Raw genomic sequence first — 25,202 nt, 5'->3', positions numbered from 1 at the left:
GTGTTCAATTTGGAAGAATATTGTACTAAAACAATGGCTTATTTTATTTTATACGGGGATAGCTTTCCATTAGATGAATTCACAAAAGAGATAGGACTAAATCCAACGGAATCATACAGGCAAGGGGAGGAATTTATAAGGGGTAAAAATAAACATATTAGGTATGAAACTGCTTGGAAGCTAGGAACAGATTATATCCTGACTGACCACCCGGAAGCACTCATTAACCAAATCGTAGATTCCTTATTTAACTCTGCAGAAATTATCAACAAATATAAAGAAATGTACAATTTAGAATGTTATATAATGACCGTTATTTACTTTAATAGCTATCAAACCCAAGGGCTTGGCATTAATCACAGGCTGATAGAATTCGCCCATAAAATTGGCGCTAAATATGAATTTGATATTTACAATAATGTTATCGAATAGGCTTTTTAAAGGAGAACCTCTAATACTTCATAGGGGGTTCTTTTCTATTTCACACCTATAAACGCTTTTCCACTTGCTGAGAACAACAATTCCATTCTCCTTCAACACGCTCTCTCGGTTGTTTGTGAATTCTTTTCATTAACACCCTTCGATAACTAACGAATAAGTTCGCCGTCTTTAGCAAGAACCGCAGCTTACTCAAATTAATCCTAAATGAAATTCATTGACAGTCACTCAATAAAGAATGGGCATAGTTACGTAGTTCCTGTACACCTTCCAAATTTGTTAATAATAATTGACATTATGTTAACTATACTTTACAATCAAATTACAGGAAGGAGTTGGAAAATGTTAAGAAATAAGGTAAAGGAATTACGTGCAAGACATGGATTTTCTCAAATTGATTTAGCAGCATTAGCTGGCGTTACAAGACAGACAATTGGTTTCATTGAAAAAGGGGATTTTTCACCGTCTGTTGCCCTAGCCCTGAAGTTAGCAAAGCATTTGCAGGTTACTGTAGATGAATTATTTTGGTTAGAGGAGGATAACATTTGATGTCAACAAAGGATATTCGAATTCAAGAACCGCTATTTAACATTGCGTTTTTGGTCTTATTTATAGGTACTTTTTCTGGAGCCTCTTACTCTTTTAAGTACTTAGATATAGAAATGCAAAATCAAATAGTTTTAGGTTTAGAAAAAATAAATTTCATTCCAATAATACTCTCAGCTATCTGCCTGATTCTTTCTATTATTTTAATCTCAAGCTATATTTTGAAAGTCAAAAAATACAATATCCAAAACCCTTCCAAGAAATTAAAGGCATTTACAGCCTTTACGTTAAACGAATTCAATGACGATGATGAGTTATTTAGTAAAGTGACGAATGAAGCGACTCGTAAGGTGTATGTCTACTACACGTATGCAATTACCATTTTTGCTTTTCTTTTAATTTTTCAATTCTCCTATTATGTATATATTACGATTGTCCTTAGCTTGGGCATCATTCAAAACATTATCTACTACGCCCATATGAAAAAATATTACCATTAATACACACTGAATTTTAAAATACCACTCCAGAGTTATTGGAGTGGTATTTATAGTGAATATCTAGACTTACTTAGTATAAGATTTGCCATAACATGTGAAATTGCTGTTTTTATTCAACCCTTGACTCCATTCATATCTACATAAATATTTACTATATTCTTTAACTCATTTAATGTTTTAAACAATTAACTTTGATCTAACTGAAACTCAAATGCTAATCGATTATCGATACTCGGCAATTCTTGAAAATAGCCTTTTACATCGATTTGCCCAAATAGAATAACGTTCATTACAAAATAGATTGAGTCATCTCTATTTAAAAAAACGACATGCCCCTTAAGTTTTCATAAGCTTCTTTAAGTTGTTGAAACAATCGATAAACTTTTCCAGTCGTAAACCAAAGTTCTGCATTGTTTACACTATACTTTCCACTTTGAATAAACACTTCCCCCTTCACTGCATAGCCGCCATCGAATTCTATTTCATCTGAAAACCCCAAAAAAGCCATTGGACAGCCTTACTAATAGCTGCCCAATAGCTTTTTTTAAAGTTACTTTGAACTAATGCTTCATAAACTTAACACTAACAAATTTTATCAGTGATGTCGGGATTATATCCAACGAGGTTATTTAGTAGAAGCCCTGTCACACTTAGTGCTTGTCAAGCTTCACTTTTTAACTATTCAATGTCGAAATGGTCTAACTGAAAATACGGATGTGAATTATTGTAAAACTGGCGGATGAATTGGAATAGACATAATTATTATTGCAACACTCAGTATTAAGATTGATAATCCAGCATTTTTTTTCATATTCACACTCTCCTTTAGATTTCAATAAATTGCATAGCTTTTTCAAACTTTTTCTCTTGTCGATAATACTCTCCCAATAAATAAGAAAATTGTTGGTGCATTTCTTTTAATTCTTCATTATCTGCTGTAAACGGAATTAACCTCCCTTCTAAAAAATCCATTGCTTTCTCTTTTTCTTCCGCCAGTAAATATAAATAAAAGGTAGCGAATAAATTAAAACTTAATTTTTTCTTATTTTTCGCTTCTTCCTTTAGAACACTGAAGGTTTTTATACTCTTCTCCACTTGTTCTAAGCGAAGTTGTGTAACACCTAAGTTATATAAACAAAGCAGATAATGATCGCAGTTCTTTGACATTAACGAAGCGCTTTTTTCAAAGTAAATTAAGGCATTTTCATACTCCCCCCTCATTTGGTACAAATCCCCCAAATTGTGATATATGGCAGGTAATAGCTGCTGCTGCTGTAATAGTTCTACATTTCTTACGAGATGTTCATAGATTTCGATCGCTTCATGAAACACCTTTCCACGAGAGTAATTGAGTGCCAGGGACATTAATGTATAAACAATTCTTTTAAAATTAAATTGGTCCTTATAGAATTGAAGAGCTTTTTTCCCATAAATAATTGCTTGGCTTGGTTCTTCTAACCGTCCTTTTATTAGAGCAAAATGGTAGTAAAACTCTCCTTCTAGTGAACCTAGTTCTGGATGTATTTGGAGTATTTTAGTTAGTTCTGTAGCTGCTTCTTCATATTTACCTTTTGTTATTAAAACTAATGCATAATAATATGAATGTAAATACCTTTCATGTTGGGAAAGATTTTGCCGGTGGGCATTTAGCCATCTTAATTGATTCTCTGCTAATTTATGCTCGTTAACAAACACATAATAACGCAGTTTATAAAGTTCATATAAATAAATAGATTCCGTAAAACCAATTATTTCTTCGTATTCTTTTAATTTGTCCATTGTCTCTTTTACTTTCTCATCCTCCAAGTAATTGATATGTCTTTGTAAATCATTTAATAACTGCACGATATTTTGTTCGCTATTCTCAACATCGTGGATACTAATGTTTAAACGTTCTAGCAATAGACGGATTGTCTCGCTATTTGCTTCTTTATTATTATTTTCGATTTTACTTAAATGAGGAATCGAGCAAATCCCCATAGCCACTGAATTCTGTGTCATTCCTAGCTTTGTACGATAGTACTTAATTAATGATCCCATTTTCATGCTAGTAACCTCCCTTCTCAAATTACTATTTTTTACATTTATTATACTCAAACTTTTCCCAATAATCAAAAAACTGAAAGTATGGTAGATTCAAATTGTAGTACAAAATCTAATTTGAAAAGGGGTTAGGTCGAATGAAAAAAATGAAAAGTGCGTTGCTTAGTCTTTTGATTGCAGGAGCAGTAATCAATCCGGTGCATGCGACAACCATGAGCAGCGACAGCAGCTCAAGAAACGACGAGAGTCAGGAAAAATTCCGTGTGTATGTTGAGGCAAACAACACATCCGCAAAGTCAACATTAAAAACTCAATATTCTCCTCGTTGGGAATTAACAGAGAACGGATTTTCAACTGATATGACTGAAAAACAATTCGAAGCGCTGCAGAATAATAAAAACTTCACCGTTACAAAGGTTCCTATCGTTACCTTGGACACGATAGACTTAGAAAAAGATAATATGCTAGAAAATGAAATAACGGATTCAACAATTTCTGCGAGAGCCTCTCAACAAATCCCTTGGGGTATTAAAGCAATTTACAACAACAACAATTTAACATCTACATCTGGAGGAAGCGGCATTAATATCGCCGTACTTGATACAGGTGTCAACACTTCTCATGCTGACCTTGTCAATAACGTAGAGCAATGTAAAGACTTTACAGGTGCTACAACACTTATCAACAATAGCTGTACAGATAGAAACGGTCATGGTACACACGTTGCCGGTTCAGCATTAGCTGATGGGGGCAGCGATAAAGGCGGCGTTTACGGTGTTGCTCCAGGTGCAGATCTTTGGGCTTACAAAGTGTTAACAGATAGCGGCTCTGGCTACTCAGATGATATTGCTGCGGCTATTCGACATGCAGCAGATCAAGCAACAGCTACTGGCAGCAAAACAGTTATTAATATGTCTCTAGGTTCTTCGGCGAATAACAGCCTTATTTCAAGTGCTGTCAATTATGCATACAGCAAAGGAGTTCTAGTAGTTGCTGCAGCTGGTAATTCCGGCTATGCGCAAGGAACAATTGGCTATCCGGGAGCATTACCAAATGCCATCGCAGTTGCAGCTTTGGAAAATGTACAGCAAAACGGGACGTACCGTGTAGCTGACTACTCTTCACGCGGCTATGCATCTACAGCTGGAGATTATGTAATCCAGCAAGGAGATATTGAAATCTCAGCTCCTGGTTCAGCAGTTTATTCTACATGGTATAACGGTGGTTATAATACAATCAGCGGCACATCAATGGCTACTCCTCATGTGTCAGGTTTAGCAGCAAAAATTTGGTCTGAAAATCCGTCTTGGTCTCACACGCAGCTACGTTCTAACTTACAAACGAGAGCAAGATCAGTAGATATTAAAGGTGGTTACGGCGCTGCTACAGGCGATGACTACGCTTCAGGATTCGGATTTGCCCGCGTGCAGTAATTGTAAAAAAATTAGGATATACTAAAAATAGTAGTACAAACTATATTCGTTTGTACTACTATTTTTTCATGCTTTTATAATAAATATTAGTATTAACATCTACTTATGATAGAGTATTTTATTCGTCCAGCTTCGTGTAGCATCTTTATTTATTATGCTCGATGGCCTTTCAGAAGAAGCAGACTGTTTTATTCTAAAACAACCTTGTTGTCAATCTTGTGCTGAAATTACAAATACGTCTTAACTGTTCTTTTTTAATGCGATTCATTCCCCTATTAACCTGCATCCGACTTCAGTCTGCTAAAGTCCAAATTTTTCAATCGCTCTAATTCAATAAATATCATTAATTTATCGCCGTCATGCCAGCACCACTCCAGATCATCATCCGAATCAATTGTTACTAATGAGATCCATTCTTCCCCAGGCGTCGGATTATACCCTAATGTATAGTGTGAAGGGTAGCCTAGAAGGTAGTCTGAACTTTTATGTAAAGAGTCACGTATTTCAGTATAAATGTCGCTCTGATCTTCGCTAAAAGGCGAATCCTTTAACTGATATTCGTCATAAGGAATATCTATCGTCGGTGAAAACTCAATCACTACAGCCTTGCTCGTATCTGAATAAGGCGGGAGCTTCGTCTCTAAATTTGTAGTTTCAGGAATGTATATACCATGAATATATCCATCCTCAAATGGCTCTAAATCAGGGTCAGAGTCGTCACCAGGAAGTATATCCGCTGCAAAAAGGCTTAACAGGCCTTTTGCCGGAAGGTCGGCTTCAGTTGGCGGTATTTCTGCAAAATTGATTTGGCCAAGGAATCGGTAAGGCTTCATCTCATATGCAGGCCATTCGCTGCCAGCCGGTAAATCAGGTGCTCCGCCAAAACGGCTGCAGCCCAGTTTTAGTTCAGCTTCTGGATGTTTAAGAATATCAATTGCAGGTCTCAAAACTTGAAGTAGATAGTCTTTATGGTTGCTGATCTCGGACTTTTCAATTGTATCTAGAAAATGGTTCCTATTCATTTTATCTTCCTCCTATGTGAGTTCCTTATCTGTTACATAATTACTGATCCGCAGCTACATCCGCATGGAATAAATAATATCTTTATCCGCAAAAGTTTCTGCTAGCTCCACTGCTGTCTTCCCTTCGTCATCTTGAGCATGGATGTCAGCACCGTTTGTTACTAGCATTTCAACAGCGGCAGTATTTCCGGCTCTAATTGCCCTGTGGAGAGCTGTTTGCTTATACTGATTTCTGCATTCGATATTGGCCCCTCGTTCTAGTAGAAATTTCATTCCGACAACGTTATTATAATCCGCAAAACTATGCAGCGGAGGGAATGGCTTTCTTTCCTGGTTTATGTCAGGTGTCAATTTTAAAACCTCTTCCAGCAGCGCTTCATCTTTACAATGGAGAGCAATCCCGAAGCCTTTCTTTTTTACTTCCTTTTCATAAATATCCGGAAATTCCAAACGAATATAATTTACAATATCGCTTGAGTGTTTAAAAGCAATTTCAAGAGGTGTCTGCGCCATGACACGCTTTCCTACGTTTGCCCCGTTCTCAGCTAATAGTCGAAATCCCTCAACATTATTATGCATGCTACAAAACTGTAACGCAGTGCCGCGATATTTCAGAACCTTATCCAAAGCGGATTTTTTCGCACCGGTAATCAACTTTCTAATTCGGTCCAAGTCATTCATATAACACGCAAAAACCAATGTTTGTTTAATTTTTTCGGCCTTCAGCGATTGCTGCAAAACCTTCTTTCTAGCTTCCTTCATAGGTTCTAGTCCATACCTTTGATAATTCAGTAACTCAAAGACATCGATATCAAAAAGTTCGGGATTCATATCTTTCACTATCCCAGATTCAACTAATATACCGGTATCTACTTTGATACAAAGAATGCCCTGCCCCTTCATTAATACCTCAATTTCGCTTGTATACTTTTCAAATAGTTCAATCGTGATGTCTCCATCGTACGAAGCTGTATTTCCAATAACTGTAAAATATCCACTCGTAAACGAATTTGTAGTCCCTGAAATGAAATAAGTATACGTTTCCTCTCTTACGCTCGACTCATTAATAATCGCCTCTACTAAATTTTCAAGGTTATTCATATATTCATGCCTCCTTACCCTTTCACTCGGAACAGATGCATCCCATTCTTTAATCATAGCATAGCAGAAATGGGATATTCCCCCTAATCTTTCTTGCTCCTGCTGCAGGTTCGGGGCTTACTCATTTAGAAGGAAAGCAAGCGAAAGCACATTGAGGAATACACCCTGAAGGAAAGTTCCCTGCTTTCGTCATCTCTTGCAAGAGGGCTTCCCAGTGGGATACACTGGAATATACAGGAATATATTATTTTACCTTACAGCCTTTCAAATAGGTGATTTATGATAACACATAATGAAGTAGTCGAATGAGGAGGACATATATGAATGACAGAAATACAGATGAGCTCATCGGTAAATTTTTACGGAGTGACAGTCTGGATGGGAATGCCTATGAAGAATTGAATATTCAGGAACTGATCTTTTTGATTCATCAGACAAAACATTTACTAGCCAGCCAACCTCTCCAGCGTGAATGGCTGGATGTTCGAATGAAGGAGTTCTTAATCCGGCTGAAGGAAAAAGTTAAAACAGCCGAGACGCTTTATCTAGCCTTTGATAAGCAGACTAACTATCCGTACGTTGATGTGGAGGGCCGAGTCTGGTTTTTCTCGAAGGAAGAGTATGCGGCGCATGCAGCTGACTACTTCCTGCAGCAGTTCGTGATGCTTACGATGAAAAAAATCAGCGGAGAAGAAGTCATGAGGACATTCGGTCTCCTTCATATATTAGGCCTGCCAGTTATTGTGATCGATAACGGGCAGTACTATATTGAGCTGAAGCGAGATGAGCTATTGCCGCCAATGGATTGGAGCACTACGCCAGAAATCCAAATTCCCGTAACCAATCCAGATCTTCAGCAGGCGATGATTCTTTTTTTCCAAACATTACATGGCAGACAAAACACACCAGGGAAAGAAAAGCTTCTACAAACATTGGAAGACCGCATGCTGGATGAAGTCCTTGGCGCTCGGTACTTAGTACCGATGCAGCTGCTAAAACAGGAGCCCCCTGTTCCTGATGAACAAGGGAAAACTACCTTAAGGCAAGGGGACCGTATTCAATTTGCTGTTCTAGATGGAGAAGAAGATTCCACCTGGCTTCCGGCCTTTACCGACTGGTTTGAGTTCGAGAAAATGTATGATAAAGAGCTGTGGAGCAGCAATGTGGCTACTTACGAGGACCTTTTGGCACTCTCCAGCAGGATGACGGGCATTGTACTCAATCCACGAGGGCTTGGATTTAGGATTGATTCAAAAAATAAAGCCATGATTGAACAATACCGACAAGAACGAAGTGAAGCTGCAAGCAGTACCTTTATGGAGGCAGCGGTACCAGAAAAAATGAATGCCTTGCTGAGCGAGCCCAAGGAATACCCTGTACAAATGATTGAAGCGATACAAGCTTATATGAAAACACAAAAAAACATTAAAAAGGCTTATGTAAGGCAGAAGATACGAGAAAACGAGCAAAACTATCTGCTTATCGTAGATTTTGAGGGACACATAGAGGAAATCTTTAAGGGGATTACCGATGCTGCTATCCCCCATTTAAACGGCATAGCCCTCGAAATCATTGGAATAGACGATTGGACAGAAAAAATGGAAGATATCAAACCCTTCTATAAAAAGAAGCGGTTCGGTTTATTTTAGAGCAGCATCTAATTTCATCCCCTAATTTCTACTAAGCTCATGCCAAAATTCTTCCTGTTCCTGACTTCATGTACTCTATTTGCTGAGAAACCAAATTGATCGTTAGATGATGAAGCCTATCAAACTAATTCTGATACTTCTCAACATAAAAGCCTGCTTCAAAACTGATAGAAAACTGAGATGACGAATGAACTCTTTATGGTTCGTTCGTCATTTTAGTAACCTCAATTACTTATATTACGGTTCCCTTTAGCATATCAACGAGCGTATTTTTAAAATAATCCCCCATTATTAAATTTACAATAAATAACTGATATACTGCTTGTTTACAGATCGCCTTTTCATTTCTTGAACATACTATTAAATTGGTTTTCCCTCCAAAAGCTCCTCCAATAACCCCTCTCTTCTACTGCATCCCCTACCTTTATACCAGCAGCTGCACTATCAACTGCGCCTCCAATTGTACCCTTGATCATTGACTCTATTTCTATTTTTTACTATTCCTCTACTCGATTAATTTAACAAATTAATAGAAGTCATTTTTCGTATGAAAGTTCTACTTTATTAGTAAATTACTAGGAAGATAGATTTAATAAATAGTTGATAACGTAATACTATTTATCAATATTTTTGAATGTTTTGAAATTTCGATATTCGGATTAATTTTCTTATGATAAATTGGTGATATCGCACTAAATTGTAAAGTGCGGGAATTTTAGGTAAAGGGGAAATGAGATTTGAAAAATTTTAAGTTTACGAAGCTCTTTAGCAGTATTCTAGCTTTCGTAATGGTGCTTTCTCTATTGGTTCCATTCTCGAGTGCTGGTGCTGAAGAACTGAAACCATTCAAGCAGAATGGTCAAAGTGAAAGTATACTCCAATTAAAGGCGGCTATTGCTGAACAGCTAAGCTTATCTAAAGATGGTCCAACCCTTCATGAAAGCCTGCAAAATGTGTCAGGCAATCAAGATGTTGCTGTCATCGTTCATTTATCTGAAAAGCCTGTGGCACTAGAGCAAGGAATGAGCCAAGTCAAAGGCCAAAAATTCTCTAATGCCCGTGCAAATGAAGTTCGCTCAAATGTAAAAGCACAGCAAGCAAATGTAAAAAAAGAATTAGCTGCAAAAAAAGTGCAGATGACGCAAGGATACACATTTGATACTGTTCTAAACGGTTTTGCGGCAACTGTCAAAGCTAATGATCTTCCGAAACTGCTTACGATAGAAGGAGTTACATTAATCGAACCCGATGCAACTGTTTACGCATCGGAAGATAATACGATGCAATCATCAGACATTATTAAGCAAGATCAAGTAGAAGCTCAAATGAATACAAGTAATTCTTTTCTTGGCATCGAACAGCTTTGGAACGAAGGAATTGAAGGACAAGGAATAAAAGTAGCAGTATTAGATACTGGTATTGATGCAGATCACCCTGAGTTTGCTGGAATTTATAAAGGCGGAAAAAACTTTATTCCACATTCATCAACTTACACGAAGCCTCGTGCAGATGACGATGCATCGGAAACATCGCCTTCGGAGCGTCCACCCGGGACACCTGAATTTAATGCAAACGGAAGCTCATTCTATACTTCTCACGGTACACATGTTGCCGGCACAATTGCAGCAATCGGAGCTAACGAATTCGGTATTAAAGGAATTGCTCCAAAAGTGGACCTTTATGCTTACCGTGTTCTTGGAGCGTATGGAAGCGGAGCAACATCCGGTATTGTTAAAGCAATTGAAACTGCTGTCATAGAAAAAATGGATATTATCAACCTTTCACTTGGCGGCGGCGCTAACTCTGAAACAGATGCTGGTTCATTCGCCATTAATAATGCAATGATGGCTGGAACAATCGGAGTAATTGCAACTGGAAACTCTGGTCCAAATCGCGGAACAATGGGTACACCTGCAACGGCTCGTTTAGGAATTGCTGTTGGTAACACAACAAACCCTGAAACAATGTACAACGGAGAAGTGAATGTTACAGTCGGCGACTACAACTTAACAAAACAGCTTCCGTTAATGGGTACAACTTTTGGGAAAGATTTAGAAACTCAGCTTCAAGGAGAGTTTGACCTCGTTGCTATTCCTGGAAACGGAGAAGTAAAAGACTTTGAAGGAATTGATGTAAAGGGTAAAGTGGCATTGATTTCTCGCGGCAGTATCGCATTCGTCGATAAAATTGCGAATGCAAAGGCGAATGGAGCAGTTGCAACAATTATTCACAACTTTGCCGGCGGCACAAATGCACCGGACATTTCAGGTACATTCCTTGGTGATTCATTCGATTTTCTGCCAACATTTGATATGTCCCAAACAGACGGGGAAGCAATTCGCGCTGCATTAGCTGGAGGAACTGGAAAAGTAAGCTTTGGTAATTTTGATTCAACAAAGACACTCGGAGATGATGTAAACTCTTCAAGTTCACGTGGACCATCTACACCAAACTTTGATATTAAACCAGATGTAAGTGCACCTGGGACAAACATTATGTCAACGATTCCAATGTATAAAAAAGATTTCCCTGATGCAGATTACGGGGAAGCATATGCTCGTAAAACAGGAACATCTATGGCAACACCGCATATCGCCGGTATTGCTGCATTAGTTAAACAAGCAAATCCTGATTGGAACGCGTTCGATGTAAAAGTGGCGCTTTCTAATACAGCAAAGGTTTTAGATAAAACAAAATATGATGTATTTTCTCAAGGTGCAGGACGTGTCAATGCCTATGCAGCAGCGCATCCGGAAATTCTTGCCTATGCACTTGATACTGCCATTTTAGATGGAACTGGTGCAGTTGCAGAAAACCTGAAAGGTACGATTACGTTCGGCCCGCAATCACTTAAAGACGGAGATATTTCCGTAACGAAACAAGTTTTAGTAAAAGATATCAAAGGGAACGGCGGCAATTATAACGTATCAGTTGACGTGACAAAAACCTTTGGTGATGCTACTGTTACAGTAGATCAGCCAACATTTAATCTAGCTGGTGAGCAAGTTTTAAATATTACACTAACTGCTTCACAAGCTACGGCTCCAAACGGCTCTGAAATACTAGGATATATTTATATCAGCGGTGGAGCTACAGAAATTTCATTGCCATTCGCAGCTGACTTTGGCGGCGCGGCAGTAACTGAACTTCAAGATTTCAAGATTACAGAAACAGACCTATCATTTAACGGAGACGGAGTGAAAGACTCAGCTATACTTTCATTCACATTAACTGGAGATGTAACAACTAACTATATCGAGCTTTGGGATATTATGAATCCTGAAGGTGGAGAATACGGAGATGGCTACATTGGTTACCTACATTCAGGTACGGCACTAGGAAAAGGCTCTTATACGTTGAATATTGGCGGGCAGTACAAACCATGGGGATCAGAACCTGCCACAACGATTCCAGATGGTTTATATACAATTGACTTCACTGGTCTTGCAGCATCTGGAGTAGTTTCGGATTATGTTGGTCCAATTGTAGTAAAAACGACGAAACCAGCAATTACTGGTTCAGTAGCTGAAGGTGCCGCTACAGGACAAGTAACTGATAAGTATATCGACTACAATGAAGAATTATATTTATACGGTTTAGATTACAACCTAAATGATAAGTTAAAAGCTTCCTATATTGCGACGGTAAATGGCGAAGTACAGGCGCCTGTTGCTTTTGAATTAAATCAAGACGGCAGCTTCACATTCCCAGTAACAGCAGAAACTACTGCTGTATCAGTAGTCATTACTGACGCTGCCGGGAATGTTGGCGAAGCAGTGATATATGAAAAAGAAGTAGTAGAACCGGTAGTAACACTTTCTGTAAACCCAGCTGAGCTAGACATGACAGCTGGAGAAACTGCACAGCTTGCGGTAACAGAAACGTCCACGCCAGTTGAAGGTGATGCAACTGAGGAGGACGTAACTTCAAAAGCTACTTATGTTGTTGCGGATGATAACGTTGCAACAGTAGTAAATGGATTAGTAACCGCAGTTGGAGAAGGCACGACTACAATTACGATTTCACACGGTGGTAACGAAGTAACTGTTAATGTTACAGTGAAGGCACCTGTTGTAGAAACACCAGTAGTAACCTTAGAAATTGACCAAGCCCATGTTGAAACTAGAATAGGTAAAGAAGTTAAAGTTACGATTAATGAAGTAACTACTTTTGATGGTAAAACAACAGAAAAAGATGTTACAAAGCTTGCAGCATATGAAGTAGCGGATGATAAAATAGCTACTGTAAAAGAAGGAGCTGTAAAAGGAAAAGGTCAAGGTAAGACGACGATTACAGTAACTTATGGTGAGCATACACTAACATTTGATGTGAGTGTTGTAAAACCAGGCAATGGTAACGGCAATGGCAACGGTAATGGCAACGGTAACGGCAACGGTAACGGCAACGGTAACGGTAACGGTAACGGCAACGGTAACGGTAACGGTAACGGTAACGGTAACGGTAACGGTAACGGTAACGGTAACGGTAACGGTAACGGCAACGGCAACGGCAGGTAATAAAGAAGTTATCAAGTGTAAGACATTATTAATTTGGGTTCAAGTAAAAAGAGAAATTGCATAGCGCAATTTCTCTTTTTTGCGGTTTGATACAAAAATATCCAATCAGGTGTTATCTTCTTAGCACATATTTTATTAAATTCATATAGAGGCATGAAGTTAGCTGGTTTTTAAATGGACTCGTACACATCCCAGAGGCTGTAAACTGATTTTGTTTATTATTCATCTCTTCTACCTTTTTATTTTAAAATGAGGCCCATCTCCCCTATCTAAAAAGGAAGGATAGTTAAAAGATCGTATGGCGCAAAAACAAATCCTGAATGTCTGTTTGTAATAATAATAACCATTTCGGAAAAACTAGTTTAAAAAGCCATGATAGGAGTGCGTGAAAGTGACAGAACGCCCAAACATAAACCTCAAGACTTTTTGCATGAGTGAGTACGATGTATTAAAACGAGTGATTCTTTGCCAGCCTCAATATATGACAATCCGCGACGTAATTAATGAAACACAAAAGCATTTTAAGAATGAAGGCATTCATATTGAACGCGCACTCGAGCAGCACGGTGAATTTGTTAAAACGCTAAAAGAAAATAATGTCGATGTTATTTTATTACCTTATCATAAAAAATATCCTGAACAGGTCTTTACAAGGGATGTTGGTTTTACACTAGGACAAACAATATTTGTTGCTAAAATGGCCACAGACGTTCGCTCAGGGGAAGAAAACATTTTAAAGCAGTGGCTGGAGGATGAAGAAATCTCCTATTATAATTTAATCGAGGAACGAATTGAAGGCGGAGATGTTGTAATTGATCAGAATACGATTTACGTGGGACTCAGCAATCGGACAGAAGAAAAAGCTGTTGAACAATTACAGCGTCTTTTAAATAAATTTGATGTCATTCCTATTCCATTTAAAGAAAAATATTTGCATTTGGATTGTGTATTTAATGTCGTTTCCCCTGAAGTAGCCCTTATTTACCCAAATGCCTTAACACAAAAGCAAATCGATTTTTTTGCTGCACGCTATGATTTAATTGTAGTTTCGGAAGAGGAACAATTTCAATTAGGGACAAATGTATTGTGCATTGGCAACAAGCGGGTATTAAGCCTGCCCGTTAATAAGAATGTAAACAAGCAGCTTCGTGACCGGGGCTTTCAAGTAATTGAAGTTGATATTACAGAAATCATTAAATCGGGCGGCTCTTTCCGCTGCTGCACCCTTCCTATCTTACGAGAAGCATAAAATAGAAAAACGGCTATATAAACAACCCGCAGTTCCTAGAATGGGGTTGTTTATATGGTTAGTACATACAACGTTTTAATTTTAACCCGGAAAATCGATACCTGTGTTTGCCATCCAAACTTTTTCCGTTACAATAATGATGATTCAAATGTTCAAATCAAATCAATTGAGGATGTGTCGATATGCAGTTTGAAGAAGTAATGGAAAAACTAGAAGCGTTAGGGAAAGAGCGTACGAAGAAAATCTATTTATCAAACGGTGCAAGAGAACCTGTATTTGGCGTTGCAACAGGCGCAATGAAACCTATCGCAAAACAAATAAAAATCGATCAGCCTTTAGCAGAACAGCTCTACGCCACAGGAAATTATGATGCGATGTACTTTGCAGGGATTATTGCTGACCCTGTTCATATGACAGAGGATGATTTTAATCGTTGGATCGATGAGGCTTATTTTTACATGTTATCAGATTATGTTGTTGCGGTGACATTAGCAGAATCCCCTATCGGCCAAAATATTGCTGATGAATGGATTGCTAGTAATGAAGAGTTGAAAATGTCGGCTGGCTGGAGCTGCTATTGCTGGATGCTTGGCAATCGCAAGGACGAGGAATTTTCTGTATCTAAATTAACGGGCATGCTGCAAACAGTAAAAGAAAAAATACATGAAGCACCGCCGCGTACAAAGGCTTCTATGAATAACTTTGTAACTACTGTGGGTGTCTCCTTTAAACCGCTGCATGAACAAGCGCTTGAAACAGCCCAAATCATTGGTGCTGTAGAAATAAAGCGTGATCATAAAAAAAGCAGTGTTGTAAATGCCTACGAAAGTATTTTAAAGGAAGTTGAACGTAATCGAATCGGATTTAAACGAAAATATGTACGATGCTAACTGGAGGTGCCGACATGAACTATGAGCATTTAGTAGATGAAAAGAGACGTGAAGCTTTTATAAAACTCGTAGAAACGATAGAACAAAACTTACCAGACGGGTTCGAAAAAGTCGAGGAGAACGGCGGGTTAGGTTATGTCATCCCTCATTCTCTATATGCGAAGGGCTATCATGTTACACCTGAAAAGCCTCTTCCCTTTCTTGCCCTTATTGCACAGAAGCAGCATATTGGACTTTATCATATGGGCATTTACGCTGATGAAGAATTACTAACATGGTTCCAAAACGAATACGCCAAGCAAGTATCTACAAAATTAAACATGGGAAAAAGCTGTATTCGACTAACAAACACGAAGCATATACCATATGAGCTTATCGGTGAGCTGCTGCAAAAGATGACACCCCAGCGATGGATTGAGCTGTATGAAAAACAATTGGTGAAAAAGTAATAAAAACTTCCCCCGAATGGCAGGCACTGATCAAAAGTGGAACTATTCGGGGTTTTCCAGTATAAATCACAAACGGTGAAACTAGTTTCCCGAGAACCTAGCTAGAGAACATTCATAACTGTAGACACATTAATAATACACATATATTTTTCACTAGCTATTGATACGTTAACTAACACTGCTATAATTTAATCCTAAAATTGAAATTTAACTTGAACAGAGGCATTAATGGAAATTGTCCCTTGTTCAATAGGTGTCGCAAATTCCTGATTGCTTAATTGAGCCAACTTATAAGGAACGGGTGTAATATTTTGGCTCTCTTCAACAATCTTGATTGGTATAGGCTGTAAAGGTACACGCATCGTTTCAGCCATGGATTTGGCTTTCGCTATTGCATTGATTAGTGCTAAATTAAGGGCCCTTTGATAATAGGCATCCGAATCTTCTATTTTAAACTGAATAGCTGAAACATGATTTGCCCCATTTTGTATAGCTGTATCAATAACTGTGCCAGCTTGACTAATATCCGTTATTTTAACGGTAATCGCATTTTGCACCTCATATCCCCTAAACACTTGTCTTCCCTCAATATAATCGTAGTTTGGAGAAATGGTATAGGCAGTCGTTTGGATCGCCTCTCGTGGAATATTTAACGCCAAGAGCGATTCAATGACACGGTTCATGATACGGGCATTTTCCTGCTGAGCTAAACTGACATCCTTTCCTTCTGTACGCACTTCTATCTGAATTTGAACATAGTCGGGCTGCGCAATGATTTCTCCATTCCCTGTCACGGTCATTTCACGTGAGATCGGAAATGGCTGACACTGCATTTGTGGATGATACAACAGATTCCGCCTTTCGTATCGGTCTTTTTCATATACTATGCACTTTGTCTACATGGTTGTTCTTATCTATTTTCACTTTTTACCGAATATAATGAGTAGCCAAAATTTCTTCAACATACATTCCCCGTCATAAGAAGCTCATTTGATCGTCTATAATTAAAATCACTTTATTTTTAAGAAAACTTTTTCATCTTACGTCTTTATTTGTTTACCAGCACTTGTTGTACAGTTCACCATATCTCATGTAAGTGCGGCCCTCATTTGTTGAAGTATGCCCTTTGACCAACTCCAACCGTCAATTATCCCTTGCCATCTTATTGGCAGCTCCGTATTATCCCTTGGAACCTTCTGGTGTAAAGTAAAAAACTCTCCAAACTTAAGGAATTAAGTATTTACTTGAAAAAATGATGTCCGGTTCTTTTTTATAAAATATGGGTAAAGTATCTATTGTAAACACCAGTAAACGTTTTACTTTAGAAGCGATGACATATTATTACATTTCATCAGGAGGTTACATGTGCAATACGTTATTTCTATTATAGGTATCCTTATTGTATTGTTTTTAGCATGGCTGGCTAGTTCCAACCGGAAACAGATAAAAATCAGACCAATTATCACGATGATTATCATTCAAATTCTTTTATCATTGTTATTGTTAAATACAGAATTCGGATTAATCATCATCAGGGGAATAGCTGCTGTTTTCAGCACATTGCTTGAATATGCAAGCGAAGGGATTGCCTTCGTGTTTGGCGGTATCGCGAATGAAGGAGAGGCTCCATTCTTTTTAACTGTATTGCTGCCAATTGTATTTATTTCTGCATTAATCGGTATTCTGCAGCATCTGAAAATTCTGCCATTCCTAATGAAGGGTATCGGCGTGTTATTAAGTAAAGTAAACGGTATGGGTAAACTTGAATCATACAATGCCGTTGCTTCACTGATGGTGGGACAGTCGGAAGTTTTCATTACATTAAAAAAACAACTCGGCATGCTTACGAACCAGCGTTTGTACACTTTGTGTGCTTCAGCGATGTCGACTGTATCGATGTCCATCGTCGGGGCTTATATGACGATGCTGGAACCAAAATATATTGTCACAGCTTTAGTTTTAAACTTATTTGGCGGTTTTATTATAGCTTCTATTATTAACCCGTACGAAATTGACCCTAGAGAGGATATATTAGAAATACAGGAGGAAAAAAGGCAATCCTTTTTTGAAATGCTCGGTGAGTATATTCTTGATGGTTTTAAGGTAGCAATTATCGTCGGGGCTATGTTAATTGGGTTCATAGCATTAATGGCAGGATTCAATCATGTGTTTGAGCTATTGTTTAATATCTCATTCCAGACGATCCTAGGTTATCTATTTTCTCCAATTGCTTTTATTATGGGGATTCCTTTCTCAGAAGCGGTTGATGCAGGAGCCATTATGGCGACTAAACTGTTGACTAATGAATTTGTTGCGATGCTGGATTTATCCGAAGGCAATTATGCCTTTAGTGAACGAACAATGGGCATTCTTTCTGTATTCCTCGTTTCCTTCGCCAACTTTTCATCAATTGGTATTATCGTCGGGGCTGTCAAAAGTCTGAATGAGGAAAAGGGAAATGCCGTTGCGCGTTTTGGATTGAAACTGTTATATGGCGCAACACTTGTAAGTATACTTTCATCGATCATCGTCAGCTTCATTTTATAAATACGAGCTGTTTAATCTCTTCATTTTAAAACCACTAAAAAACGTTATTCATCAACGTTCGTTAGTGGTTTTTTCATAGACCTCATTTACGTTTGGTACAACGTAATCCATCTAAATGAGGGGTTTCTATATTTAGATCAGTCGGGAAAAACCATCCATGATTGTCAACAACGGTTTATTTTCCCATTCTCAGTGTTCAGCCTTGCACTGGTTGAACACCTTAGCCGCTTGGCGAAAAATCATTCGACAAGTAACTTGCACCTATTTTTAAATTACTTTAAGTTCTCTAACTCTCTGCCTAATAACTTTGCAAGTTCTAACATACCGAATTTTTGAGCTTCTTCTTCAGCGTCAGAGTTGTAATTTGTATTTGTGTTTACATCATATGTGTAGACAGTGCCTTCACTATCGACGATAAATTCTATACCTGCAACATCAATGCCATTCTCTTTTAAGAATGTTTGGTATTTTTCGATCAGTTCTGTATGAGGATTTTTCACAATTCTAAATTTCATTTGATCCTTTGGTTCTTCTCCAACCGGGCAGAACAGGTCGCCAATTTGACATGCGTCTGCCGGGCATAATTCAAAGCCTTCAGACGTATCGACTCTTACGGAGTAGACATATTCCCCGCCAACGAATTCTACACGCGTAATTGATTGGTCTGGAGAAGTTACATATTCTTGTACGAGTGTAATACCATCCACTGAATCCTCAAATGTCGGTTTATCTAAATGTTCTTGCAGCGCTTCTAAAGAATAGAATAATTGAACGCCCAGCCCTTTACCGGCACGGTTATGTTTAGTGATGAACGGTACGGTATTTAAAGCTTTCGCCGCTTCCATGATTTGTTCTTTTCCAACAGCCGCCACTGTTTTTGGCACACGAATGCCGAACTTTTCTAACTGTGTATATTGTTTTACTTTGCTCAGTTCAAGACGGAGTGCATTTGAGCCATTCAATACCCTTTTACCGTGGAACTCCAGCCAATCTATCACTGCACCTGTCAGCTCTGGTGCAAAACGGTGATTACGTGTATGGGATGATGCACTCATGCGATTGTAGAATACACCTTCTGGCGGTGCCTCATTTAAATTTACAATCCCCTCGTCTAGATGCCAAGTTTCAAAGGGTAAGTTTAATTCTTCTAATCTTTTGACTAAATGGCTTGTCCAATCATCGTTTTCATGGATAACATAAATTTTCTTTGTCATGCTAAACACCCTTCTGCTTATCTTTTTGATTTAACTTTTTTACTACTTTTTTAATAACCGGCCGCGTTCACTAAAGGAAGATACAAGCCCTGTATTCTTGCTGTATCCTCAGCCGATTCTTTTGAAGCAACTGAGGAAATTTCTTCATCAGTATTTATTATAATAATGTATGAATCATTAGTTTGTGAAATTAAATACTTCAATGAAGAAATGTTTCGAGTTGACCAGCTTTCATATAATAGGCTTCCGGAATTTTTGCAGTATCTGTTTCCATATTTACAGGGCTATTTTATTTCCTTGTAGTATGGTTCAGAGTGATAGATTTACATGCGGTTTAAATTTTTATTTCTATGCTAACTTAATGTGATACTTTTTTGCTCTTATAATTAAAAAAGAAGGTCTACGAAATTCTTTATGGAGGCTCGGTAAATTACACACTGCCTCTTTAGTTGGTATTGGCTCAATAATTTTTTCGATTTGTAAACCACTTTCAATAAGCGTATTTAGGATCGTAGACATCGTGCGGTGATACATCATGACATTTTCAACCAACCAACTTTGAGTACGTAAGCCCTCATCTTGATAATTATCTACTGCGAAATGAAGCAAATTACCTTCATGATCGGTGACCCAGTTTTCTTTTCCTTTATTTGCTGTTACAATCGGGTGCTCTAGAGAAAATAGTAAAATTCCTCCTTCGCATAATGCCGCACTTATCTTCTTTATAAGTAATTGGAAATCTGCAATATAGTGAAAAGCTAGTGAACTACTAACAAAATCAATTGAACCATTCGGCACTGCCACATCCTCAAATGCAACCTGCCTAAAAGTTAGACCTTCATGAATATGGCGTTTCTTTGCATTAGCAATCATGTTTGAAGAAATATCAATTCCAGTTACATGTTTTGCACCTTGGTCAATACAATATGCTGCAAAATCTCCCATTCCACAGCCAATATCCAAAACTACTTTATTTTCAAGAGTTGGAATTAGGGTAAAAAAGTTTGGCTGCTCAAGTAAATTATTATAATTATTTTCTCGGGCTCTTATTTCCTGATATTTTCCAAAAAATGTATTGTTATCATATATATTCTGTTTCATTTTTCCCTTCGTTTCACCATAACGTTATGAAGTATTTGCGCAAATTAATTATCACATCAATACAAAGTCAATAATAGACTTATAATTCAGTTTTTGTTAGGATGTAGATAGAGGCATGTCTTCTTTACAAAATTCCCTAAAAATCATCTATTAAAAGGCAGAAATCACACTCGATTTCTGCCTTTATTTTTTCATTATAAAGTAAGTCACATATAAATTAATCAAATACAATAATATAACCAATATTTTATATAAGTTATGGGGATCTTTCTTTTTAGAAATCGCATTTATTTATGATACGGTTCATCTAGCCAGATTCTAAACCTGCTCACTCTTCCGCGCAAAATAACGATGTAGTCTATACTCACAAATCTCTTTCACCCAATTAAACACGACCAGCTGCATATCATTCTCGATATCAACCGCAAAGCCAAACTCTCCATCCTCAAATATCACAAGACCTTTACTGCTTCCGCTCCATTTCGTCATGGGCATCGTCTGGATAAGCTGCATTACCTTTTTATGATCAGGATTAATCTTGTCGATGGCCTGTCTTGAAGGCTTGGATAGATAGTCAGCGAAAATCGGCGCGGCTTTTTCGGCTGTGATAGGCTTGTACCACTTAGCTGCCCCACGCCCCAACATAGCGTACAGCACGACCATTTTGTAGCTTCTTGTCATCGAAGTTTTCTCGATTTCTTGTAGAAGCGGTTTATAAACTTCAAAGATAGCCAGTTCCCTCTCCGACAGCTCCCCTGCTTCTTTTAGCATGCCGATATACGAGCCGAATTCACGGGCGATGTTAATGTCCTGGAAACCGCTCTGTAGATACATTTCCAGATAGGTTGGTCGTCTGCCAAGCTCCATTTTCAAATCAACATACGCATCGATGATCTGCTGCTTGTAATTGCGGTTTTTCTTTGCCATTTCAGCGAGCAGGTCAATAACGCTGATATCGAAATGTAATTGGCACGCTGTTTCAGCAATCTGCTCAGAAGGTGTTAGTTTCTTTCCACCCTTTTCAAGCAGTTCAGGCTTGAAGACAAGCAGCTTCCGATCGGCGTTACGGTAATTTCCAATGAAGTCAATGATGACGCAGTGGCTTTTTCCGTCAGCAACGCGCAGACCACGTCCAATTTGCTGTGTGAAGACGGCAATGGATTCAGTTGGTCGGACAAACAGCAGTGTATCAACTGTTGGGATATCGACCCCTTCGTTGAATAGATCAACCGTAAAGATAATATCAATTTCCCCATCAATTAATTGCTGGCGGATCGTTTTACGCTCAGTCGGTGTACTTCTGCCGGATAGTACGAATGCCTTTACATCTTTTGAAATAAAGAAGGCGCATAGCTGCTCCGCCTGACGGACGGTCGAGCAGAAACCGATTGTTCTCGTCTGCTTCAACCGGTGCCATTCTTCATAGACTTTTTGCATGAACGACTGACGTGTCTGGGCAACCGTCAGCTGCTCCTCATCATAATGCGAGCCTAGCCAGCGGATGCTTGAATAGTCCGTTTCATCCTTAATTCCATAGTAATGGAACGGACTCAGCCAGTTCCGTTTGATGGCATCAATGAAATGGATTTCAATTGCCACGTTACCGTCGCATATGCTGAATACATCTTTATTGTCCAGACGGTCAGGTGTTGCCGTAATGCCGAGCAGGAATTGGGGATTGAAGTAGTCCAGCACCTTCTGATAGCTGTTTGCCACAGCATGGTGAAACTCATCCATGACGATCAAATCAAAATCTGCCGGATTGAACTTCTCCAGATGATACTTCCGGGAAATTGTACTGATAGAGGCAAAAATAAAATCACTGTCCGTATCCTTCTCAAAACGGTTGAAAAAGCCTGCTGTTTTATGCGGATAGACAGTCGCAAACGTCTCCTTTGCCTGCTGCAGGATTTCATCCCGGTGCACCACGAACAGCACACGTTTAAAACGCTCAGCGAAGAAGGCTGCTAAATAGGTTTTTCCAAGACCAGTCGCAAGCACCGCCATCGCCTTATCATAGCCCTGCTCTAGAGTTTCCTTTAATGCAGTTAATGCCAGCTTCTGTGCCGGACGAGGTTCAAGAACCCTCTCTGCTTCCTCTGCTTCTGCCACAATTGCCGGCTCACTCTCTTGCCCGTACATCAAGCCCTGTTCTTCGGAATCGCTCCACTTCTTGGCCATTGGAACTGCCTTGTTTGCCTCTATATAACGTGCTTCATACATCGCAATCGTCTCTGTATTAATAGGAATCGTATTTTTGCCATGGAATAGATCATGAAATTCATCCATTGCCTGCTCGAATGTCTGCATATCAACCGTTTCTAGGTTCCACTCCACCCCTGATGTCAACGCAGAGTTCGAAAGATTGGACGAGCCGACAATAACATGCTGGCTATCTTTTCCTTTGAATAAATAGGCTTTTGGATGAAAAGAACGTCCGTAGGATTGAAACATTCTGATTTGGGCAGTCGGGAGGTTTTCTACAAGCATGCGAAGTGCTTCTGGCTGTGTAATGCTTAAATAATCACCGACGAGAAGCTGGATTTCACCGCCGCGCTCATCGCACTTTTTCAAATCCTCCAGCATCAGCTTGACACCCGACTTCATCACAAAGGCGGTTATCCAGCAAATGTGTACAGCATCCTGGGAAAGCTCCTGGAGTTCTGTGACTAAATTTGCTGTAATGAGCTTCATTCATTTATCCTCAACATCAATCAAATAAAGTCCCTGATCAAAGCCGCCGCGTTTTTCCTTCTTCTTTACGCGTGCTGCCTCCAACTCATCGAAAGACTTACCGTATACCTTCAGGGCAGCATGCAGCAGCTCCAGCACATCAGCCATTTCCTCTAGTGCGCCAGTTTCATCTGTTGTCTCATCAAATTCCTTTACTTCCTCGTACAGCTTTTTCTTGATTTCCGTCAGGTGTTCCCCCGGTGCCAATGTCCGAGCATTGTAGCTTGAACCTCCTGCCTCGATAATTTCGAGAATACGGTCACGGATTAGTTTGTTATATGTAGGCATGAAATCACTCCTTGATGTTAGTAATTCCATTCTACTGGAAGATATTTTATGAAGCTAGAAAAATCAATTTGATTACCAACCGTCCATTTCTTTCTACTCTGTTGCTCATAGGAGGGTGCTGCATTATTGATTTTTTAGGCTGCTAAATTAATTGATACGCTTGGTATAAAAAAGAAGAAAACATCACAGTAAAAATTAGGAGGAATTAAGGTGGGTGCAATTAAATTCCAGGGGAATATACATTTTGATTACATCTTTGTCCGTTAATGAACAAACAATTTTTACTACTTCAAGTAAACTGCCGGTACCATTAGTATATGGAACCGGCATGCTTTCACGTTTTCTATTCTCTTGTGTCAATCATATGGAACCGAGTAATACTCCCCTGTTTGCGGATTGTATTGTATTAATGAATAGAAGTCTTCCACATTGGCATCATTCTCTGATTCAATATCGAGCTTGACGAAATACCAATCGTCCTCGGTCAGCGCCTCAAGCGAAATGGGTATTTTTTCATCCATAATCTTTTTCTTAATAGCGAGTGAGTGCTCAAGCGTCGTTTTATGGTATACGAACGGGCCAAATGGAATGTCCTCGCCATTCTTCAATTGGAAGATGAATGTCCAAACATAATCACTTGTACCACCGCTGCCGCTGCTATATTTAACAGCACTGTTTAAATAGGCTTGTTCCACCTCTGACCATGGAATTTCCTCATATGTATCCTGTAGTGAAATAACGATTCCGTCCTCCCGAATCGCCTTAAAGTCTCCTTCTGACATATACCAGACCCCGGCGATACACAATAGGGAAATGATAGGAATCAAGTAGACAGATTTACGGATATCAAACCATAAAATATAAATACTGAGGAAGGAGATTAGAAAAATGGTAAAAGCAAATGTGACGAGGCCGGCCATTAACTCCGGTATCGCGCGGGAATCCAAATAAATATCTGCCGCATGAGAAACCATTTCATGTTTTAGATCAAAGAAACGGTCATACGACATGAAAATGACCGGTGCGAAAACCGTCACTCCTGTAAGTATACGGAAGCGGGGCCAAAACTCTTTTTTAAAAAATCGACGATCTAATATGTACCAGCCAAGAAAATATGGCAGCACAGCAAGCAGGATATAAAGGAGGACACTCAGCACAAAGTCGTCCTTCCATTCAGAGACGGCAACTGCTGTTATTCCGAGTACCCCACTGGCTATAATCAATCCATAGGAAATGGGTATTGTCAGCCACTTCATCAAACTCCTCCTGTCTGTTTAGAGCTGCTTGTTGTAAGCAGGCGTTAGGATAGCCACTTTCCTATTTTATCAAGTTAGCCTGTTTTACACAGCGCTACAATTCTCCTGCTGCTATTTACCTATCCAATGCTAGTTCAGAATTGCTCATCAAAAACGGCACTTCAATTGGTTCCTCGTGAATGCTGCTTGTTACTTCAAACTAAAAAAACAGGTACTCCACTATTTT

At 38.9% G+C, this 25,202-nt stretch carries 21 protein-coding genes; 10 read left to right on the top strand and 11 right to left on the bottom strand.

Features of this window, described 5'->3' with window-relative positions; translation table 11 throughout:
* Positions 1-9 precede the first annotated feature (9 nt).
* The 3 genes from AA0Y26_RS07525 (at position 10) to AA0Y26_RS07515 (ending at position 1,484) form a co-directional block, all read left to right on the top strand.
* Positions 10-432, top strand: coding sequence for a DUF4279 domain-containing protein (locus AA0Y26_RS07525; RefSeq protein WP_413366530.1), 423 nt, complete (start codon positions 10-12; stop codon positions 430-432).
* A gap of 348 nt (positions 433-780) precedes the next feature.
* Positions 781-987 carry a helix-turn-helix transcriptional regulator gene (locus tag AA0Y26_RS07520; protein WP_413366528.1) on the top strand — a complete coding sequence of 69 codons (207 nt, stop codon included), beginning with the start codon at positions 781-783 and terminating at the stop codon, positions 985-987.
* Positions 987-1,484, top strand: a complete 498-nt coding sequence (locus AA0Y26_RS07515; protein WP_413366526.1) for a hypothetical protein — start codon at positions 987-989, stop codon at positions 1,482-1,484. The genes AA0Y26_RS07520 and AA0Y26_RS07515 overlap by 1 nt, the downstream gene beginning before the upstream one ends.
* A 316-nt stretch (positions 1,485-1,800) precedes the next feature.
* On the opposite strand, the gene AA0Y26_RS07510 is transcribed toward AA0Y26_RS07515, so the two are convergent.
* Together AA0Y26_RS07510 and AA0Y26_RS07505 are read right to left on the bottom strand one after the other, a co-directional pair.
* The gene (locus AA0Y26_RS07510) at positions 1,801-1,992 is read right to left on the bottom strand and encodes a hypothetical protein (protein ID WP_413366525.1); all 192 of its coding nucleotides are present in this window, start codon (positions 1,990-1,992) and stop codon (positions 1,801-1,803) included.
* Between the two features lie 317 nt (positions 1,993-2,309).
* Positions 2,310-3,530 carry a tetratricopeptide repeat protein gene (locus AA0Y26_RS07505; protein WP_413366523.1) on the bottom strand — a complete coding sequence of 407 codons (1,221 nt, stop codon included), beginning with the start codon at positions 3,528-3,530 and terminating at the stop codon, positions 2,310-2,312.
* A 134-nt stretch (positions 3,531-3,664) separates the two neighbouring features.
* Here AA0Y26_RS07505 and AA0Y26_RS07500 point away from each other — a divergent pair, with 134 nt between their 5' ends.
* Positions 3,665-4,960 carry a S8 family peptidase gene (locus AA0Y26_RS07500; RefSeq protein ID WP_413366522.1) on the top strand — a complete coding sequence of 432 codons (1,296 nt, stop codon included), beginning with the start codon at positions 3,665-3,667 and terminating at the stop codon, positions 4,958-4,960.
* Between the two features lie 275 nt (positions 4,961-5,235).
* Here the strand turns inward: AA0Y26_RS07500 and AA0Y26_RS07495 are convergent, their stop codons facing one another.
* Both AA0Y26_RS07495 and AA0Y26_RS07490 read right to left on the bottom strand, forming a co-directional pair.
* Complete coding sequence (locus AA0Y26_RS07495; protein ID WP_413366520.1) at positions 5,236-5,982, bottom strand: YwqG family protein; 747 nt, start codon at positions 5,980-5,982, stop codon at positions 5,236-5,238.
* 54 nt (positions 5,983-6,036) lie between these two features.
* The gene (locus tag AA0Y26_RS07490) at positions 6,037-7,083 is read right to left on the bottom strand and encodes an ankyrin repeat domain-containing protein (RefSeq protein WP_413366519.1); all 1,047 of its coding nucleotides are present in this window, start codon (positions 7,081-7,083) and stop codon (positions 6,037-6,039) included.
* Positions 7,084-7,403: 320 nt separating this feature from the next.
* Here AA0Y26_RS07490 and AA0Y26_RS07485 point away from each other — a divergent pair, with 320 nt between their 5' ends.
* A complete protein-coding gene (locus tag AA0Y26_RS07485) occupies positions 7,404-8,732 on the top strand; it encodes an enhanced serine sensitivity protein SseB (RefSeq protein WP_413366517.1) in 1,329 nt (442 codons plus the stop codon).
* 341 nt (positions 8,733-9,073) lie between these two features.
* Here the strand turns inward: AA0Y26_RS07485 and AA0Y26_RS07480 are convergent, their stop codons facing one another.
* Complete coding sequence (locus AA0Y26_RS07480) at positions 9,074-9,208, bottom strand: hypothetical protein (RefSeq protein WP_413366515.1); 135 nt, start codon at positions 9,206-9,208, stop codon at positions 9,074-9,076.
* Positions 9,209-9,469: 261 nt separating this feature from the next.
* Here AA0Y26_RS07480 and AA0Y26_RS07475 point away from each other — a divergent pair, with 261 nt between their 5' ends.
* The 4 genes from AA0Y26_RS07475 to AA0Y26_RS07460 all read left to right on the top strand — a co-directional run bounded on the left by AA0Y26_RS07475 (position 9,470) and on the right by AA0Y26_RS07460 (position 15,837).
* Positions 9,470-13,249 carry a S8 family serine peptidase gene (locus tag AA0Y26_RS07475; RefSeq protein ID WP_413366513.1) on the top strand — a complete coding sequence of 1,260 codons (3,780 nt, stop codon included), beginning with the start codon at positions 9,470-9,472 and terminating at the stop codon, positions 13,247-13,249.
* Between the two features lie 430 nt (positions 13,250-13,679).
* Positions 13,680-14,498, top strand: coding sequence for a dimethylarginine dimethylaminohydrolase family protein (locus AA0Y26_RS07470; RefSeq protein ID WP_413366511.1), 819 nt, complete (start codon positions 13,680-13,682; stop codon positions 14,496-14,498).
* A gap of 182 nt (positions 14,499-14,680) precedes the next feature.
* On the top strand, positions 14,681-15,388 hold the full coding sequence (locus tag AA0Y26_RS07465) for a DNA alkylation repair protein (RefSeq protein ID WP_413366509.1): 708 nt from the start codon (positions 14,681-14,683) through the stop codon (positions 15,386-15,388).
* A gap of 14 nt (positions 15,389-15,402) precedes the next feature.
* Positions 15,403-15,837: a DUF1801 domain-containing protein gene (locus AA0Y26_RS07460; RefSeq protein ID WP_413366507.1), complete on the top strand. Its 435-nt coding sequence runs from the start codon at positions 15,403-15,405 to the stop codon at positions 15,835-15,837.
* 194 nt (positions 15,838-16,031) lie between these two features.
* Here the strand turns inward: AA0Y26_RS07460 and AA0Y26_RS07455 are convergent, their stop codons facing one another.
* Complete coding sequence (locus tag AA0Y26_RS07455) at positions 16,032-16,685, bottom strand: SIMPL domain-containing protein (RefSeq protein ID WP_413366505.1); 654 nt, start codon at positions 16,683-16,685, stop codon at positions 16,032-16,034.
* A gap of 517 nt (positions 16,686-17,202) precedes the next feature.
* Here AA0Y26_RS07455 and AA0Y26_RS07450 point away from each other — a divergent pair.
* A complete protein-coding gene (locus tag AA0Y26_RS07450; protein ID WP_413366503.1) occupies positions 17,203-18,384 on the top strand; it encodes a NupC/NupG family nucleoside CNT transporter in 1,182 nt (393 codons plus the stop codon).
* Positions 18,385-18,656: 272 nt separating this feature from the next.
* Here the strand turns inward: AA0Y26_RS07450 and AA0Y26_RS07445 are convergent, their stop codons facing one another.
* The 5 genes from AA0Y26_RS07445 to AA0Y26_RS07425 form a co-directional block, all read right to left on the bottom strand.
* Positions 18,657-19,598 (bottom strand): ATP-grasp domain-containing protein, encoded by a 942-nt coding sequence (locus tag AA0Y26_RS07445; RefSeq protein ID WP_413366501.1) that lies wholly within the window; start codon positions 19,596-19,598, stop codon positions 18,657-18,659.
* 348 nt (positions 19,599-19,946) lie between these two features.
* Positions 19,947-20,699, bottom strand: a complete 753-nt coding sequence (locus tag AA0Y26_RS07440) for a class I SAM-dependent methyltransferase (protein WP_413366499.1) — start codon at positions 20,697-20,699, stop codon at positions 19,947-19,949.
* Positions 20,700-21,017: 318 nt separating this feature from the next.
* On the bottom strand, positions 21,018-23,393 hold the full coding sequence (locus AA0Y26_RS07435; protein ID WP_413366497.1) for a DEAD/DEAH box helicase family protein: 2,376 nt from the start codon (positions 23,391-23,393) through the stop codon (positions 21,018-21,020).
* Entirely contained in the window at positions 23,394-23,720 is a 327-nt protein-coding gene (locus AA0Y26_RS07430) for a phosphoribosyl-ATP pyrophosphohydrolase (protein WP_413366495.1), read from the bottom strand.
* A 356-nt stretch (positions 23,721-24,076) separates the two neighbouring features.
* Positions 24,077-24,976, bottom strand: coding sequence for a hypothetical protein (locus AA0Y26_RS07425; RefSeq protein ID WP_413366494.1), 900 nt, complete (start codon positions 24,974-24,976; stop codon positions 24,077-24,079).
* Positions 24,977-25,202 lie beyond the last annotated feature (226 nt).

Source organism: Lysinibacillus canaveralius (assembly GCF_047301505.1).
In the GTDB taxonomy this organism is placed as follows: Bacteria; Bacillota; Bacilli; order Bacillales_A; family Planococcaceae; genus Lysinibacillus_B.
This window is presented reverse-complemented; position numbering and strand designations above follow the sequence as displayed.

Excerpts from the sequence above, each read along its gene's own strand:
- AA0Y26_RS07520 (WP_413366528.1), top strand. The coding sequence starts at position 781 with ATGTTAAGAAATAAGGTAAAGGAATTACGTGCAAGACATGGATTTTCT.
- AA0Y26_RS07430 (WP_413366495.1), bottom strand. The coding sequence starts at position 23,720 with ATGCCTACATATAACAAACTAATCCGTGACCGTATTCTCGAAATTATC.
- AA0Y26_RS07505 (WP_413366523.1), bottom strand. The coding sequence starts at position 3,530 with ATGAAAATGGGATCATTAATTAAGTACTATCGTACAAAGCTAGGAATG.
- AA0Y26_RS07495 (WP_413366520.1), bottom strand. The coding sequence starts at position 5,982 with ATGAATAGGAACCATTTTCTAGATACAATTGAAAAGTCCGAGATCAGC.
- AA0Y26_RS07435 (WP_413366497.1), bottom strand. The coding sequence starts at position 23,393 with ATGAAGCTCATTACAGCAAATTTAGTCACAGAACTCCAGGAGCTTTCC.
- AA0Y26_RS07480 (WP_413366515.1), bottom strand. The coding sequence starts at position 9,208 with ATGATCAAGGGTACAATTGGAGGCGCAGTTGATAGTGCAGCTGCTGGT.
- AA0Y26_RS07445 (WP_413366501.1), bottom strand. The coding sequence starts at position 19,598 with ATGACAAAGAAAATTTATGTTATCCATGAAAACGATGATTGGACAAGC.
- AA0Y26_RS07510 (WP_413366525.1), bottom strand. The coding sequence starts at position 1,992 with ATGGCTTTTTTGGGGTTTTCAGATGAAATAGAATTCGATGGCGGCTAT.
- AA0Y26_RS07440 (WP_413366499.1), bottom strand. The coding sequence starts at position 20,699 with ATGAAACAGAATATATATGATAACAATACATTTTTTGGAAAATATCAG.
- AA0Y26_RS07500 (WP_413366522.1), top strand. The coding sequence starts at position 3,665 with ATGAAAAAAATGAAAAGTGCGTTGCTTAGTCTTTTGATTGCAGGAGCA.
- AA0Y26_RS07460 (WP_413366507.1), top strand. The coding sequence starts at position 15,403 with ATGAACTATGAGCATTTAGTAGATGAAAAGAGACGTGAAGCTTTTATA.
- AA0Y26_RS07490 (WP_413366519.1), bottom strand. The coding sequence starts at position 7,083 with ATGAATAACCTTGAAAATTTAGTAGAGGCGATTATTAATGAGTCGAGC.
- AA0Y26_RS07485 (WP_413366517.1), top strand. The coding sequence starts at position 7,404 with ATGAATGACAGAAATACAGATGAGCTCATCGGTAAATTTTTACGGAGT.
- AA0Y26_RS07515 (WP_413366526.1), top strand. The coding sequence starts at position 987 with ATGTCAACAAAGGATATTCGAATTCAAGAACCGCTATTTAACATTGCG.
- AA0Y26_RS07470 (WP_413366511.1), top strand. The coding sequence starts at position 13,680 with ATGAGTGAGTACGATGTATTAAAACGAGTGATTCTTTGCCAGCCTCAA.
- AA0Y26_RS07425 (WP_413366494.1), bottom strand. The coding sequence starts at position 24,976 with ATGAAGTGGCTGACAATACCCATTTCCTATGGATTGATTATAGCCAGT.
- AA0Y26_RS07465 (WP_413366509.1), top strand. The coding sequence starts at position 14,681 with ATGCAGTTTGAAGAAGTAATGGAAAAACTAGAAGCGTTAGGGAAAGAG.